The following is a 14,318-nucleotide window of genomic DNA, read 5'->3' as shown; positions in this document are numbered from 1 at the left end:
CATTGCGCTCGCCATGCTCTGGAGAGCTCGCCATTGGCTCGAACCCTATTCTTCTCCCTCATCGACAAAATCCGTGTCGCAGGCGCGCAGCGCCCAGATCGCTCCCCATTCGTTCCATGGGCCTTCGCCGATTTTCTTGATCCCCTCGCCCCCGCGAAGGCCGCATGAGGGCGCGCATCCATCGCGGCACACAGGAGATCGGCGGCACGGTCGTGGAATTGGAGTCAGAGAGGCAGCGCCTCCTCCTCGACTGCGGCCTTCCCCTTGATGCCGTACCCGACGCCCCGGTCGTGCTCCCGCAGGTGGCAGGCCTTGCCACCCCGGATTCCTCGCTGCTCGGCGTCGCGCTGTCCCATGGTCATCGGGACCATTGGGGGTTGCTCGGCCATGCGGCCGAATCACCTCCTGTCTTCATGGGCGCAGGCACCGAGCGCATCCTCGCCGCCGCGTCCTTCTTCATTCGTGACGTACCGGCGCTGAAGGCCGCTGCCCATCTTCAGGATGGTCGCCCCATCACCATCGGCCCGTTCACCATTATTCCGCATCTGGTGGACCATTCCGCCTTCGATGCCTACGCCTTCACGGTGGAGGCCTCCGGACGGCGGCTGTTCTATTCCGGAGACCTCCGCAGCCACGGCCGCAAAGGGGCTTTGTTCGAACGACTGGTGACCCGGCCGCCCCAGGGCATCGACGTGATGCTGATGGAGGGATCGTGCCTCGGACGGCTGGATGAAGATGCGCGCTTTCCCACCGAGACCGAGATCGAGGCCGCTCTGACGGACGTGATCCGTCGAACGCCCGGCATGGTGCTGGTGGCCGCTTCGGCCCAGAACATCGACCGCGTGGTCTCCATCTTCCGCGCGACGAAGCGCAACGGCCGCACGCTGGTAGTGGACCTCTATGCGGCCGAGATGCTCCACGCGACGGGCCGGGACAGTATTCCGCAAACCTCCTGGCCGGAAGTGGCATTGTTCACGCCTTGGCACCAGCGGGTGAAGGTGAAGAAGGCGGAGCGCTTCGACCTGATAGAGCGGCACAAAGCCGACCGCCTGTTCCCGGAGAATCTGACTGCTCACCCCGAGCGCTATGTCGTCTTGTTCCGGGCGAGCTTGCTCGACGACCTGGTGAAAGCCAGATGTCTCCGGGGCGCCCACGCCGTGTGGTCGCAATGGGCCGGCTACCTCAAGGACGAGAAGACGGCGACGCTTCTCGCTGCGCTGAAGTCGCACGGCGTCGGCTTCGAGGTCCTCCACACCTCAGGCCACGCCTCCATTCCCGATCTGAAGCGGCTCGCAGCGGCCATCTCGCCGCGCGCCCTCGTGCCGATCCACACCTTTGAGGCGGACCGGTTTCCATCCTTGTTCGAGAACGTCGTCGTGCGGCACGACGGCGAATGGTGGGAGGTATGAATGGCAGAGTTCAGGCGCGGCATCCGCAAACCGGGCATGATGGAGGCTCTCGCGCAGTTGGCGACCCGCCCCGGATGGTGGCGGGACGTACTCCTGACAAGAGCCTCGTCATCGGCGTGCGGGACGACTATCTCAATGTCTATTGGCGTGGCCAATCCATCTTCAAGGTGGAGATGAAGCACGGGCACATCGCCGCCACCACGCACCCGAAGTACCTGCTGGACCCCGATCTGTCCGGCCAGGTGACCCTCGACACCGAGACCGGCACCTTCGCACTGGACGGCCTGAACGCCCTGACCCGCACCTATGTGCCCGACGGGACGCTGCCCAAGCTGAAGCGGGCCGCCGGCCTATTTGCAGGGGATGAGAAGGTCGGCGTGCAGGCGATCGTCAATGCCAATGCCAACGTGGTGGATGTCGAGATCGCTTTTCCAGCCGAGGCCGACAGCCGCAGCGTGCCCCGAATCGACATCGCCACCTTCGAGGACGCCGGGACGAGCGTGAAGCTGATGTTCTGGGAAGCGAAGATGCTGGGCAATCCAGAGCTGCGCACCTCCGGGGAGAAGACCATCGTCCGGCAGATCGAGACCTACCGCACGCGTCTTGGACAACAGGCGGCACCGGTGATCGATAGCTACGCGCTCATCGCCCGCAACCTCGTAGCCCTGGCCCATATGAGCGAGGGCGCGCGGGCTGTGGCACCGGTGGTGCGCAAAGTAGCGGAAGGTGCTGCGCTCACGCTGTCCTCCCCTCCCGATGTCCGCATGATCGTCTACGGCTTCGACAAGGACCAGCGCGACGGCGCCTGGAAGAAGCTGCTGGCCGATAATGCGGAACAATTCAAGGGCATCGAGATTCTGGCTCGCGGCAATCCGGGGGACATCAGGCTGTAGAGGTCGGGTCACCCGATGACAGGATCCCCGCTGCGAGGGCGTGCATGAGTTGCTCGGCGTCCGCCCCGGCCCGGTGCCGGGGCGTGGCGGCTTCCAGAACCGCCATGGCGCGTTCACGGCTCGCATCCGGCAGGCTACGAAGCAGGGCATGCCAGTTGCCGAGGACGAAGCCCGGCTTGAGGCCGCCCGCTTGGAATAAGGCGCGCAGCCAATGGGCATCGTAGCCGCCCCCATCGCACCAGACGACGCCCGCCCCCGCCGCCTCGTTGAGAAGAACGGCGACATCGGGCGCCGGTAGGCCACCCTCGAGAGCGCTCATGGCAATGCCGTGGACCTTGCGCGATGCCAGGCTCCAATGACCGAAGCGCCGCCAGTCTTCGGTTGGACGGATGTGGACCAGACGGTTATGGGATCGCCGCGTGCGGGCCACACCGCCAACCCCACCTCGATCGGATAGCTTCCATCCTCCAGGGAACTTGCCTCGAAGTCGAGGATGCGCACGGGCCAGGCGACATTTATTACGTTCAAACTATCTGGATACCTCTCATTTCGGGGAAAAATATCAAGACAGAGATTTCGATAGATCCTTTCCCGTTTAAACATATACGACACTTCAAGTACGAGGATTCTTTGGCATTCCCGCCAATTTTCGATATACTTCATCGTATTGCTTCAACGACTTTTTGTACGCCCGCCCCACAGCCGGACGAGAATTGGGCATGCGAGAGGGCTCGCCCTCTCGCGGAGACGTATCGCCGACCGTGCCAGGAAGTGTATTTTGCTCCCGATTTTTATCGTCCATGTCGCCTCCTTTCACAATCAATACAGCACTCGAAGGAGTGATACCAACGGCCCTTACAACTGACCGGTATGTGCCCATTCTCGCATTCCGATGGATGTGATGGTTTCTTGCCTGCCGATGAGGCTTTGCCAGGCGTCGCAAGCGGCGTCGATGATGTCGTCGTAGGTGTCGAAGACGCGGTTCGAGAGGAAGTTGGCGCGCAGGAACTGCCAGACCTGCTCGACGGGATTGAGCTCCGGCGAGCGCGACGGCAGCAGGATCGGCGTGATGTTCTTTGGCCACCGCAGGTTGCCGGTCGTGTGCCAGCCGGCGCGATCGAGCAGCAAGACGGCGTGGGCCCCTCTGGCGACGTGGAGCGATATCTCGTCGACGTGGAGCTGCATCGCCTCGGTATCCGCGAAGGGCAGTGCGAGCCCGGCCCCGACACCTCTGGCTGGGCAGATCGCGCCGAAGAGGTAGGCGCTCTCGTATCTCTGGTCGGCCGGCTGGCTCGGCCGCGTGCCGCGTCTCGCCCATTGGCGCACGAGGCCGTTTTTCTGGCCGATGCGGGCCTCGTCCTGGAACCAGATCTCGATGCGCTTACGGCGGGCTATGGCGCCGACATGGGCTTCGAGCGTGCGGGCGAAGTTTTTTTGAACGCTGCGATGGTCTCACCATCCTGCTTCGGGTGCCGCGGCCGAGCGCTGACGTGGGAGAAGCCGAGCGCCTTGAGCAACTTGCCGATGCTGCGCTCATGATACGCGATCCCGAACCGCTCGCTGATGACGCGCTGAAGGTCGATGCGTCGCCAGCGCACGACCCCGTCGACCGCGCGGTCGGGTCCGGTCTCGACGATCTGCGACAGTTCCGTGAGCTGCGCCGGCGACAGCCGGCGCGGATTGCCCGGGCGGCGGCTATCCTTCAAACCGGCCGGGCCCTGCGCGTTGAAGCGATGGACCCAGTCGCGCAAAGTCTGGCGGTCCATGCCGCCGATCTTCGCTGCCTCCGCCCGGCTCATCCCGTCAAGGACCGCCGCGATCGACAGCAGACGACGGCTCTGGTTCGCGTCCTTCGCGCGCGCCGCAAGACGGCGAAGCTCCGAAGGCGTATGGCTCCGATCGATCTCGACCACCTTCGGCATGGCGCGTGTCCTCCACGCACCTTGAATCATCTCAAGCGCCTGATGGGAACCCCCATCGAGTCACATCAGAGGGCCGTTGGTATGAGCTGCAGCTCACGCTGCCTACGTAAGGCACGTTCTCACCAGAGGACATCCAGAAAGCAACTCGATTTCCAAATGGGCTACGGATTCCTAAATCTGCCCGAAACTCAAGACACACTGGCGCGGACGGGTCGGCCCGACACTTTGAACTTCGCGCCGCTGTAATGGGCATCGAAGGCGAAGCGGGTCCGTTCCGGCGGCAGATGGAAAGCTTCGCGGATCGCCGCGCGGAAGCCATCACCGGACAGTTGCCGGTCGATATAGGCGGTGAAGACCGCGTCGCGCACATGGTAGACGACACGCCCACGCGGCCAGTCCTCATACTCGCCTACCAGCTTCAGCCTTTTCCGCAGCCCGGGCCAGAAATCATAGTGTGCGGTCGCCTCGGTTTTGAAGTCGCCATAGTCCTCCGCGTCCCGCCAGGGCGTCTGGCAGGTGAGAAGCTCGGGCCGGCCGGCTTGCATCACGAACCAGAAGATGCCGACACATGGTGTCTGCTGCGGGCGTTCCGTCCCGCTCTCCCGCTTCTCATCCGGTCCATCGTTTCCGCCTGTCGGATCCCTGGTCATCGTGCAACCTCCGTCAGGTCATCAGCGGGAGTAGTCATCGGCCTTGGGACTGGCCTGCCGGAGCGGACACAGGCGGTAGAGAACCGGCTCTCCCGTCGCAGTCATCAGGCCACCCTTGCGCATCTGCACGGCTAGGGTGCCGAGATAGAGCGGCGCAATCTCGTACTTTATTGTTCTCCTCTCTCCCACGGAGTCGCAGTTGGTATCGATCTCGTAGAAATACCCTTGGGCCGATATGCGCCGAATGCGGCAATGAATTTCGTATTGATGGATCTCCGACCTTGTGATCAGCATCGTGTCCTTGCTGTCCGGGTCATCGCAGCCGCCGTCCTGCCCCGAAGAGTAAAGCCCCGGCTGGATCGGCTCCAGCTGTCGGTTCAAGGCGGAGGCGGTGCACGGCGCGAGGAGTGCGGCGCTGAAACCGATAAGCATTGAAATCCGAAGCGGGACGCGGGCGTAGAGGCGATTGTCGCCGACCCGAAGTCGATCCCGCGTCTCGTGGCATCCGTTCTTTCCAAATCCCGTTGGTTTGCGAAACGAGCTCATTCGGCACCTTGTTTTCGTATGCGGTTGCCGCACCAAGACGACGAGGGCGTTCTTCCCGTCGCCTTGCGCACGCCGCGCGATGCGTCGGCTTAGCTCCCATCGCCCATTGCGCGCGACGAGCGCCATAAAGACCAATTCACTTTGGCCGTCTGTTTCTTGCTTCACTTCGGCGTGAACAGGATGGATCGCCAACCGACCGGGTGGGGCTTTTCGGTCCACATCACCGTGATCGCGTGATGCCGCCCACAACCATTAGACACCACCGCTACCCAGATACAGGTTGCCCCTACCAGCCAGCGCGTCTGGCGGCACGTTTCACTAAAAAAAGTTAGGGTATTTTAATACTCCGACCACTTTGGGAGGGCGCGCGCCGCTAATCTCATTTAGCATCAATATGTTAGAAGTATCATATAGTTAGTCGGCTATGTGTTAAAGACCTTATATTTCGGCATCCCTGCCATCCAGCACGGAGGGGTATCGCCGGCGAAGCCGGGCCAAACGGTCAATTTTTCAGAATGGCTTGATCGTAGCCCAACAGCACCAGCTTTGCCAGCGGTCCCTGCCCAGGCAGGTGAAACATGTCAACGCCGAATTCGCTCGTCATCGAGATCCGCCGGATCGCGGACCTCAAGCCGTATGCCAACTCTCCCAGGGTCCATAGCCGGGACCAGCGCCGCAAGGCGAAGGACATCCTGCGACGCTTCGGCCAGGTCGCGCCGATCATCGTCGATCCGGAGGGGATCATCATCGACGGCCACCTCGTCGCCGAGACCCTCGCGGCCCTCGGTCATGACGAGGTCGCGGTCGTCATTCAGCGCAATCGCGACCCTGGGGAGTTGCGAGCCTTGCGCCTTGCCCTCAACCGGCTTGCCGAGGACGCCACCTGGGACAAGCCCAAGCTCAGGGCGGAATTCGACGCCCTACTCGAGATCGGTTTTGACCTCTCCCTGACCGGATTCGACCAGGTCGAGATCGACATGAGCGTGTCCATCGACGAGCCAAACTCCGGCGTTGTCGAGGACGCACCTCTGGCACCAGACCTGGAGGCCCCGGTGGTGTCGCGCCCGGGTGACCTCTGGGTGCTTCGTGATCCGAGCGGCAAGACCGAGCACCGGGTGATCTGCGGCGACGCTCGCGACGCTGAGATCTACGCCGTTCTGTTGGGCGCCGACAGCGCCCAGATGATGTTCACCGATCCCCCTTACAACGTGAAGATCGATGGGCATGTCTCGGGTCTCGGTCGGACCGCCCATCGCGAGTTCGCGATGGCGTCAGGTGAGATGACGTCAGCCGAATTCACCGCCTTTCTGGTGGCTTTCCTGACCGCCTCATTGCCCGGCCTCGCAGAAGGCGCGGTTCTATTCGTCTGCATGGACTGGCGGCACCTGCCTGAACTGTTCGCCGCCGTCGACGCAGCACGGCTCACGCTCCTTAACCTCTGCGTCTGGGCCAAGACCAATGCCGGCATGGGCTCCTTCTACCGGTCCCAGCACGAGATGATCCTCGCGGTAAAGAAAGGCACCGCGCCGCACGTCAACACGTTCGAGCTGGGCAAGAAGGGGCGCTCCCGGTCGAACCTGTGGACCTACCGCGGCATGAACGTGCTCGGGGCGGAGCGGGACGCGCTTCTGAAGCTCCACCCAACCGTGAAGCCGGTCGCATTGGTCGCGGACGCTATCAAGGACGTGTCGCACTGCCGCGACATCGTCCTCGATCCTTTCCTCGGCTCCGGAACCACCCTCATCGCCGCCCATGAAACCGGGCGGCGCTGCTTCGGCATCGAGTACGACCCGGCCTATGTGGACCTCATCGTCCGGCGCTGGCTCGACCACACCGGCGGCACCGCCGTCCTGACGGGGACCGGCGAGAGCTTCGCGGCACGCGAGACGGCGGTCCTCGCCGCCGCTGCACCGGACACTCGCTCCGTCAACCACCAGCAGGAGGGCTGAGCCATGGCGAAGAAGCCCACCGATTACGAGGTCGGCTACTGCAAGCCGCCGACTCATACCCGGTTCCAGAAGGGCCGATCCGGCAACCCCAAGGGCCGGTCCAAAGGGACACGGAATCTCGCGACCGACCTGGAAGAGGAGTTGGGTGAACGCATTCGCGTGCGTGAGGGGGACCGGGAACTCTCGGTCTCCAAGCAGCGCGCCATGGTGAAGACCCTCGTCGCACGCGCGCTCAAGGGCGATGCCCGCGCGGCCACAACGCTTGTCGCACTCATCACGAAGCTCGTCTCGCCACACCTGGAAGAGCCGAGAGAAACGAAGCTCAACGCGGCCGAAGAAAAAACCTTGGCGGACCTGATCGCCATTCTTGCTGGCCCGACCCCCGACAACACGAAGGATTGACACCATGAACGCTCTCTCGAAAGACGTCTCCAAGGAAGATATTTGCCGCTTCGCGCGCAACGACCTCTACACGTTCGTGCACATCATGTTCCCGGTCCTCTGAGGTGGTCCCCGAAAATCGGACAGGGAGTTAAGCTTGGTTCGGCCTGACGGAAGGACGAGCCCGATGACCGGGAAGAGGAAGCGATATTCAGCTGAGTTCAAGGCGAAGGTGGCCCTGGAGGCGCTTCGCGGGGAGCAGACGGTGGCGCAGCTGGCGGCGAAGCATGGCCTCCACCAGACCATGATCAACGCCTGGAAGAAGCAGGCCGTCGAGGGGATGGCCACGGTGTTCTCCGGCAAGGCGGAAGCCGCCGACGCCGCCCGCGAGGGCGAGATCGACCAGCTCCATGCCAAGATCGGCCAACTGGTGGTGGAACGGGATTTTTTGCGTCGGGCCTCCGGTCGCTGAGCGTGGGGGCGAGACGCGACATGATCGAACCGGATCACCCTCAGTTGCCGATCACGCGCCAGTGCGCCCTGGTCGGCATCAGCCGGTCGGCCTTCTACGGCGGCCCGCGGACCGAAGGCCCCGAGACCCTCGCCGTCATGCGAGAGATCGACGGCCAGTTCCTCGAGACGCCCTGGTACGGCTCGCGGCAGATGGTCCGCCATCTGCGCCGGCAGGGACATGAGGTCGGGCGCAAGCGCGTGCGGCGCCTCATGGCCCGCATGGGGCTGGCCGCCATCTACCAGCGGCCGAAGACCACAGTGCGGCACCCGCAGCACCGCGTGTTCCCCTATCTCCTGCGGAACATGGCGATCGACAGGCCTGACCAGGTCTGGTGCGCCGACATCACCTACATCCCGATGCGGCGTGGCTTCCTGTACCTGGTCGCCATCATGGACTGGCACAGCCGGAGGGTTCTGTCCTGGCGGCTGTCCAACACCATGGAGGCCGACTTCTGCATCGAGGCATTGGAGGAGGCCTTGTCCCGGTTCGGGCGGCCGGGCATCTTCAACACCGACCAGGGCAGTCAGTTCACCAGCCCGCGGTTCACCCAGGTGCTGCTGGACGCCGGCGTGCGGATCTCCATGGATGGCCGCGGCCGGTGGATGGACAACGTGTTCATCGAGCGCCTCTGGCGGTCGCTGAAATACGAGTGCATCTACCTCAACGCCTTCGAGACCGGCTCCGAGGCCCGGGCCGGCATCGGCAGGTGGGTCAGTTACTATAACCGCGCGAGGCCCCACTCGGCCCTCGGCGGCAGAACGCCGGAGGAGGTCCACACGGCCTGCGACGGCATCAACAAGGCGGCGTGACACACACCAGAACCAAGCTTAGCGAAGCCGCCAATCTGTCCGCCAAACCGGGACCACCTCACTCGGCCGCGGCACCCGAAGCAGGATGGTGAGACCATCGCAGCGTTCAAAAAAACTTCGCCCGCACGCTCGAAGCCCATGTCGGCGCCATAGCCCGCCGTAAGCGCATCGAGATCTGGTTCCAGGACGAGGCCCGCATCGGCCAGAAAAACGGCCTCGTGCGCCAATGGGCGAGACGCGGCACGCGGCCGAGCCAGCCGGCCGACCAGAGATACGAGAGCGCCTACCTCTTCGGCGCGATCTGCCCAGCCAGAGGTGTCGGGGCCGGGCTCGCACTGCCCTTCGCGGATACCGAGGCGATGCAGCTCCACGTCGACGAGATATCGCTCCACGTCGCCAGAGGGGCCCACGCCGTCTTGCTGCTCGATCGCGCCGGCTGGCACACGACCGGCAACCTGCGGTGGCCAAAGAACATCACGCCGATCCTGCTGCCGTCGCGCTCGCCGGAGCTCAATCCCGTCGAGCAGGTCTGGCAGTTCCTGCGCGCCAACTTCCTCTCGAACCGCGTCTTCGACACCTACGACGACATCATCGACGCCGCTTGCGACGCCTGGCAAAGCCTCATCGGCAGGCAAGAAACCATCACATCCATCGGAATGCGAGAATGGGCACATACCGGTCAGTTGTAAGGGCCGTTGGTATTATTGATGCGCCGCAGGCCCGGCAGAGCCGCAAGCCCGATCATAGCCTCCTGCGGCTGATCGCCCGCGCCCAGAGGTTCCGGGATCTGATCCTTCAGGGCGATGGAACCTCTATCACCGAACTCGCGCGGCTGAGCAGCATCACGCCGTCCTACTTCACGCGCATCGTCCACCTGAGCTTCCTTGCGCCCGATATCACCGCAGCGATCCTCGACGGGCGCCAGCCCCTCGAACTCTCGGCCCTGAAGTTGTCGCTGGCCAAGCTGCCGAGGGATTGGTCGGAGCAGCGCCGCGAACTTGGGTTCGGGTGATTCCAGAGACCATCCAGAACCCGATCAACTCGCCCCCCGCCATCGGCGGGGTTTTTCGTTCCGGGGCTGGCCGTCCGCGCCGAGTTGCAAAGAGCAGCGCGAGGCAAACCGTACCACCAAAACGGCCTCGGGAGATATCGGCGGGTGATGCCGGCCGGTTTCGGTACCGATCCGGTCTCTCCCTGCGGCTGCAGGACGAGCCTCGGCATATGCCTTTGAACCGCCCACACTATTCACGGCGGACGGCAAAATGCGAAAAGTACTGCAAAATCAACTAGTTATGGCGGAGAGAGAGGGATTCGAACCCTCGATACGGTTTCCCGTATACACGCGTTCCAGGCGTGCGCCTTCAACCACTCGGCCACCTCTCCAGCCGCATGCGCCGGGGCGCACGCAGAACTTTTGGCTTTAGAGACGACCGCCGAAGGCGGTCTGTGCGCCTTCAACCACTCGGCCACCTCTCCAGCCGCATGCGCCGGGGCGCACGCAGAACTTTTGGCTTTAGAGACGACCGCCGAAGGCGGTCTGTGCGCCTTCAACCACTCGGCCACCTCTTAAAGCCGCATGCGCCGGGGCGCATGCCGGAAACATTTCTCGCGGACGACGCCCGGGCCGGTTGAGTGCCCAGGATTGCCGTCCCCTCGCCCCGCAGCGATGCGGAGCCGAAGGCCGCCGGGCCGTCTCCAAAGGATGTTCGGAAAACGACTGGCGCCCGCAGGCGCCGCGTCCGGGCGAGGCGGCGGAATATAACTACTCGCGGCCTTCTGGCAAGCCGGATTTTGCCGGCGCGCCACGCTGCCCCCAGAAGCTTCAATCGCGCAGCAGATCGTTGATGGAGGTCTTCGCCCGCGTCTGCGCGTCCACCCGCTTCACAATCACCGCGCAAGCGAGGGAAGGGCCGGGCGTGCCGTCCGGCAGCGGCTTTCCGGGCAGGGCGCCGGGCACCACCACCGAATAGGCCGGCACCTCGCCCACGAACACCTCCCCCGTCTCGCGGTCCACGATCTTCGTGGTGGCCGAGATGAAGACGCCCATGGAGAGCACCGCGCCGCGCCGCACCACCACGCCTTCCACCACCTCGGAGCGGGCGCCGATGAAGCAGTCGTCCTCGATGATCACCGGCCCGGCCTGCAGCGGCTCCAGCACGCCGCCGATGCCCACCCCGCCGGACAGGTGCACGTTCCGGCCGATCTGGGCGCAGGAGCCCACGGTGGCCCAGGTGTCCACCATGGTGCCCTCGCCCACATGGGCACCGAGATTCACGAAGGAGGGCATCAGCACCACATTGGGGGCGATATAGGCCGAGCGGCGCACGATGGCGCCCGGCACGGCGCGAAAGCCCGCGGCGCGGAAATCGGCCTCGCCCCAGGACAGGAACTTGGAGGGCACCTTGTCCCACCAATGGGCGCCGCCGGGACCGCCGGCGATGAGGCCCATGTCATTGAGGCGGAAGGACAGCAGCACCGCCTTCTTCAGCCACGGGTTCACCACCCAGGCGCCGTCCGGGCCGGGCTCGGCCACGCGCGCGGCGCCGCTGTCGAGCAGGGACAGGGCCTCGTCCACCGCGAGCCGGACCGCGCCCATGGTGGAGAAGGAGACCTCGGCGCGCGCCTCGAAGGCATGGTCGATAATGCGGGAAAGCTCGGCAAGGCGGGCGGCGTCGGGCATCTTTCTCCTCCGTCCGGCCGCTGCCCCAGGCATGGCCGGCGCTGTCGTTTCAAAGGGGGGTGGGGGTCAGCCGCGTTCCTTCACGGCCACGAACTTCAGCTTCGGCCATTCCTCGATGGCGCGGTCCAGCACCCACTGGCTGCGGGCGAGATAGACCGGCGCCTCGTCGCGGTCGCGCGCGGTGGAGGAGCGGTTCCCCTCCAGGAAGCGGTCCACCTCCGCCCGCTCGCCGACGATCCAGCGGGCAGTGACGAAAGAGGTATTTTCGTAGCGGATGGGCACGCCATATTCCTTCTCCAGCCGCGCGGCGAGCACGTCGAGCTGGAGGGTGCCCACGACACCGACGATGGGGGCCGGATCGGACACCGGCTTGATGACCTGCACCACGCCTTCTTCCGCCATGTCCTGCAGCGCCTTCTGCAGCTGCTTGGCCTTCATGGGGTCGGAGAGCAGCACCCGGCGCAGGATTTCCGGGGCGAAGTCCGGCAGGCCCTCGAACTTGATGCTCTCGCCCTCGGACAGGGTGTCGCCCACCCGCAGCATGCCGTGGTTGGGAATGCCGATGATGTCGCCGGCCACCGCCTCGTCCACCGTCTCGCGCTCCTGGGCGAAGAAGAAGATGGGGTTGGCGATGGCCATCTGGCGCTTCTCGCGCGGGTTGAACAGCTTCATGCCGCGCTTGAAGCGGCCGGAGCACAGGCGCACGAAGGCCACGCGGTCCCGGTGGTTCGGGTCCATGTTGGCCTGCACCTTGAAGACGAAGCCGGAGACGAGGTCCTCGGCCGGCTCCACCGTGCGGGCGCCGGCGGCCGAGCGCGGCAGGGGGCTCGGCCCCACCGAGCCGAGGCCGAACAGCAGCTCGGCCACGCCGGCCTCCTTCAGCGCCGATCCGAAATAGACCGGGGAGAGGTGGCCCTCGCGGAACGAGGCGAGATCGAACGGCGGCAGCACGCCCAGCGCCAGTGTCAGGCTCTCCACCGCCTCGTTGATGATGCGCTCCTCCACCCCTTCAAGGCCGATGAGGTCCTCCGGCGTCTCGAACGCCACCTCGCGCACCAGCGGCCCGCCACGCTCGGTGGCCAGCAGTGCGCGCTTGTTGGCGATGTCGATGAGGCCGCGGAAGTCCACGCCCATGCCGATGGGCCAGGTGAGCGGGGTGAGGTCCAGCGCCAAAGTGGAGGACACCTCGTCCATCAGCGCGATGGGGTCGAGGCTCTCGCGGTCCACCTTATTGACGAAGGTGAAGATGGGGATGTCGCGCAGCCGGCACACCTCGAACAATTTGCGGGTCTGGCTCTCGATGCCCTTGGCGGCGTCGATCACCATCACCGCCGCGTCCACGGCCGAGAGGGTGCGGTAGGTGTCTTCGGAGAAGTCCGAATGGCCGGGCGTGTCCAGAAGGTTGAAGACGATGCCGCCGCGCTCGAACGTCATCACCGAGGAGGTGACGGAAATACCGCGCTGCTGCTCGATCTCCATCCAGTCCGAGCGGGTGCGCCGGCGCTCGCCGCGCGCCTTCACGTGCCCGGCCATGCGGATGGCGCCGGAGGCGAGCAGCAGCTTTTCCGTCAGCGTGGTCTTGCCCGCGTCGGGATGGGAGATGATGGCAAAGGTCCGCCGGCGGGCGAAATCGGGCAGGTCGGCCGCGCCGGGGGCCGGGGAATGGGCAGTGTCGAGCATGGGGGCTATATAGAGTGAATCTTCCAGCCCACAAAGATGCCACGCAGCGCCGCTGTGCCCGCGGGTTCAGCGCGCCTGCATGCGCAGGGCCGCGTCGAGCCTTATGACCGATCCGTTCACCATGGGGTTGGTGATGATGGAAAGCACCATCTGCGCATATTCGTCGGGCCGGCCGTGGCGCTTGGGAAAGGGGATCACGTCCATCACCCGCTCCTGCACCTCCTGCGTCATGGCCTCCACCATGGGCGTGCCGAACAGGCCCGGCGCAATGGCCGCCACGCGGATGCCGTGGCGGGCCAGCTCCCGGGCGGCGGGCAGAGTGAGGGCGGCGACGCCGCCCTTGGCGGCGGCATAGGCGGTCTGCCCGATCTGCCCCTCATAGGCCGACACCGAGGCGGTGTTGACGATGACACCGCGCTCGCCCTCCCCGTCCGGCGCATTCTGCGCCATGGCGGCGGCGGCGAGGCGCAGCCAGTTGTAGGTGCCGGTGAGGTTGACCCGGACGATATGCTCGAACGCGGCAAGCGGCTCCGGCCCGTCGCTGCCGAAGATGCGGGCGCCGGGGGCGATGCCGGCGCAGTTCACCAGCATGTGCGGGCGCCCGCCCTCCGCCAGGATGCGGGCGAAGGCGGCCTCGGATGCCGCAGCGTCCGCCACGTCGCAGGCGCAGGCGACGGCGCCGGTGTCGCGGGCGAGCTGCGCCAGCGCCTCGCCGTCGAGGTCCACCAGCGCGAGCCGGGCGCCCTCCCCGGCCAGGCGTGTGGCGGTGGCCCGGCCGAGGCCCGAGGCGGCGCCGGTAACGATGGCGAGCTTGCCGTCCGGCTGCATGGAGCATCCTCCTGTTCTCTGGCGCTTTTGTTGGCCGTGGCGGGCGCGGGGAAAGGC

13 protein-coding genes, 1 tRNA gene and 1 pseudogene are annotated in these 14,318 nt (G+C 65.2%); 7 read left to right on the top strand and 8 right to left on the bottom strand.

The features are described 5' to 3' along the window. The first annotated feature begins 164 nt into the window (after positions 1–164). The gene (locus ACI7BZ_RS09290; RefSeq protein WP_414116877.1) at positions 165–1,409 is read left to right on the top strand and encodes an MBL fold metallo-hydrolase; all 1,245 of its coding nucleotides are present in this window, start codon (positions 165–167) and stop codon (positions 1,407–1,409) included. 74 nt (positions 1,410–1,483) lie between these two features. Further along, entirely contained in the window at positions 1,484–2,302 is an 819-nt protein-coding gene (locus ACI7BZ_RS09285) for a hypothetical protein (protein WP_414116876.1), read from the top strand. On the opposite strand, the gene ACI7BZ_RS09280 is transcribed toward ACI7BZ_RS09285, so the two are convergent. The 4 genes from ACI7BZ_RS09280 to ACI7BZ_RS09265 form a co-directional block, all read right to left on the bottom strand. Further along, the gene (locus tag ACI7BZ_RS09280; protein ID WP_414116875.1) at positions 2,292–2,621 is read right to left on the bottom strand and encodes a hypothetical protein; all 330 of its coding nucleotides are present in this window, start codon (positions 2,619–2,621) and stop codon (positions 2,292–2,294) included. The two genes, ACI7BZ_RS09285 and ACI7BZ_RS09280, sit on opposite strands and share 11 nt — an antisense overlap. Before the next feature lie 536 nt (positions 2,622–3,157). Further along, positions 3,158–4,224 (bottom strand): IS630 family transposase gene (locus ACI7BZ_RS09275; RefSeq protein WP_414116874.1). Its coding sequence is split into 2 segments (ribosomal slippage): positions 3,158–3,738 and positions 3,738–4,224, totalling 1,068 coding nucleotides; the frame shifts between segments, so codons are not numbered across the junction. Between the two features lie 188 nt (positions 4,225–4,412). After that, positions 4,413–4,874 (bottom strand): hypothetical protein, encoded by a 462-nt coding sequence (locus ACI7BZ_RS09270; RefSeq protein ID WP_414116873.1) that lies wholly within the window; start codon positions 4,872–4,874, stop codon positions 4,413–4,415. Positions 4,875–4,895: 21 nt separating this feature from the next. Next, a complete protein-coding gene (locus ACI7BZ_RS09265) occupies positions 4,896–5,420 on the bottom strand; it encodes a hypothetical protein (protein WP_414116872.1) in 525 nt (174 codons plus the stop codon). Positions 5,421–5,998: 578 nt separating this feature from the next. Between ACI7BZ_RS09265 and ACI7BZ_RS09260 the strand changes: the two genes are divergently transcribed. From ACI7BZ_RS09260 to ACI7BZ_RS09240, 5 genes and pseudogenes are all read left to right on the top strand, one after another. Further along, positions 5,999–7,369: a site-specific DNA-methyltransferase gene (locus ACI7BZ_RS09260; protein ID WP_414116870.1), complete on the top strand. Its 1,371-nt coding sequence runs from the start codon at positions 5,999–6,001 to the stop codon at positions 7,367–7,369. A 3-nt stretch (positions 7,370–7,372) separates the two neighbouring features. Beyond that, positions 7,373–7,771, top strand: a complete 399-nt coding sequence (locus ACI7BZ_RS09255; protein ID WP_414116869.1) for a DUF5681 domain-containing protein — start codon at positions 7,373–7,375, stop codon at positions 7,769–7,771. 166 nt (positions 7,772–7,937) lie between these two features. Beyond that, positions 7,938–9,073 (top strand): IS3 family transposase gene (locus ACI7BZ_RS09250; RefSeq protein ID WP_414116353.1). Its coding sequence is split into 2 segments (ribosomal slippage): positions 7,938–8,193 and positions 8,193–9,073, totalling 1,137 coding nucleotides; the frame shifts between segments, so codons are not numbered across the junction. Between the two features lie 63 nt (positions 9,074–9,136). Next, positions 9,137–9,762: pseudogene (locus ACI7BZ_RS09245) on the top strand (IS630 family transposase); the annotation flags it as partial. Continuing rightward, positions 9,738–10,085: a hypothetical protein gene (locus tag ACI7BZ_RS09240; RefSeq protein ID WP_414116868.1), complete on the top strand. Its 348-nt coding sequence runs from the start codon at positions 9,738–9,740 to the stop codon at positions 10,083–10,085. The pseudogene ACI7BZ_RS09245 and the gene ACI7BZ_RS09240, both read left to right, overlap by 25 nt. Positions 10,086–10,366: 281 nt before the next feature. On the opposite strand, the gene ACI7BZ_RS09235 is transcribed toward ACI7BZ_RS09240, so the two are convergent. The 4 genes from ACI7BZ_RS09235 to ACI7BZ_RS09220 form a co-directional block, all read right to left on the bottom strand. After that, positions 10,367–10,456: transfer RNA gene (locus tag ACI7BZ_RS09235), tRNA-Ser, on the bottom strand. A 439-nt stretch (positions 10,457–10,895) separates the two neighbouring features. Then, positions 10,896–11,753, bottom strand: coding sequence for a 2,3,4,5-tetrahydropyridine-2,6-dicarboxylate N-succinyltransferase (gene dapD / locus ACI7BZ_RS09230; protein ID WP_414116867.1), 858 nt, complete (start codon positions 11,751–11,753; stop codon positions 10,896–10,898). 66 nt (positions 11,754–11,819) lie between these two features. Then, positions 11,820–13,433: a peptide chain release factor 3 gene (locus ACI7BZ_RS09225; protein WP_414116866.1), complete on the bottom strand. Its 1,614-nt coding sequence runs from the start codon at positions 13,431–13,433 to the stop codon at positions 11,820–11,822. 66 nt (positions 13,434–13,499) lie between these two features. After that, a complete protein-coding gene (locus ACI7BZ_RS09220; RefSeq protein WP_414116865.1) occupies positions 13,500–14,261 on the bottom strand; it encodes an SDR family NAD(P)-dependent oxidoreductase in 762 nt (253 codons plus the stop codon). Positions 14,262–14,318: the final 57 nt, after the last annotated feature.

The organism is Xanthobacter sp. AM11 (assembly GCF_047444035.1).
Taxonomy (GTDB): Bacteria; Pseudomonadota; Alphaproteobacteria; order Rhizobiales; family Xanthobacteraceae; genus Xanthobacter.
This window is presented reverse-complemented; position numbering and strand designations above follow the sequence as displayed.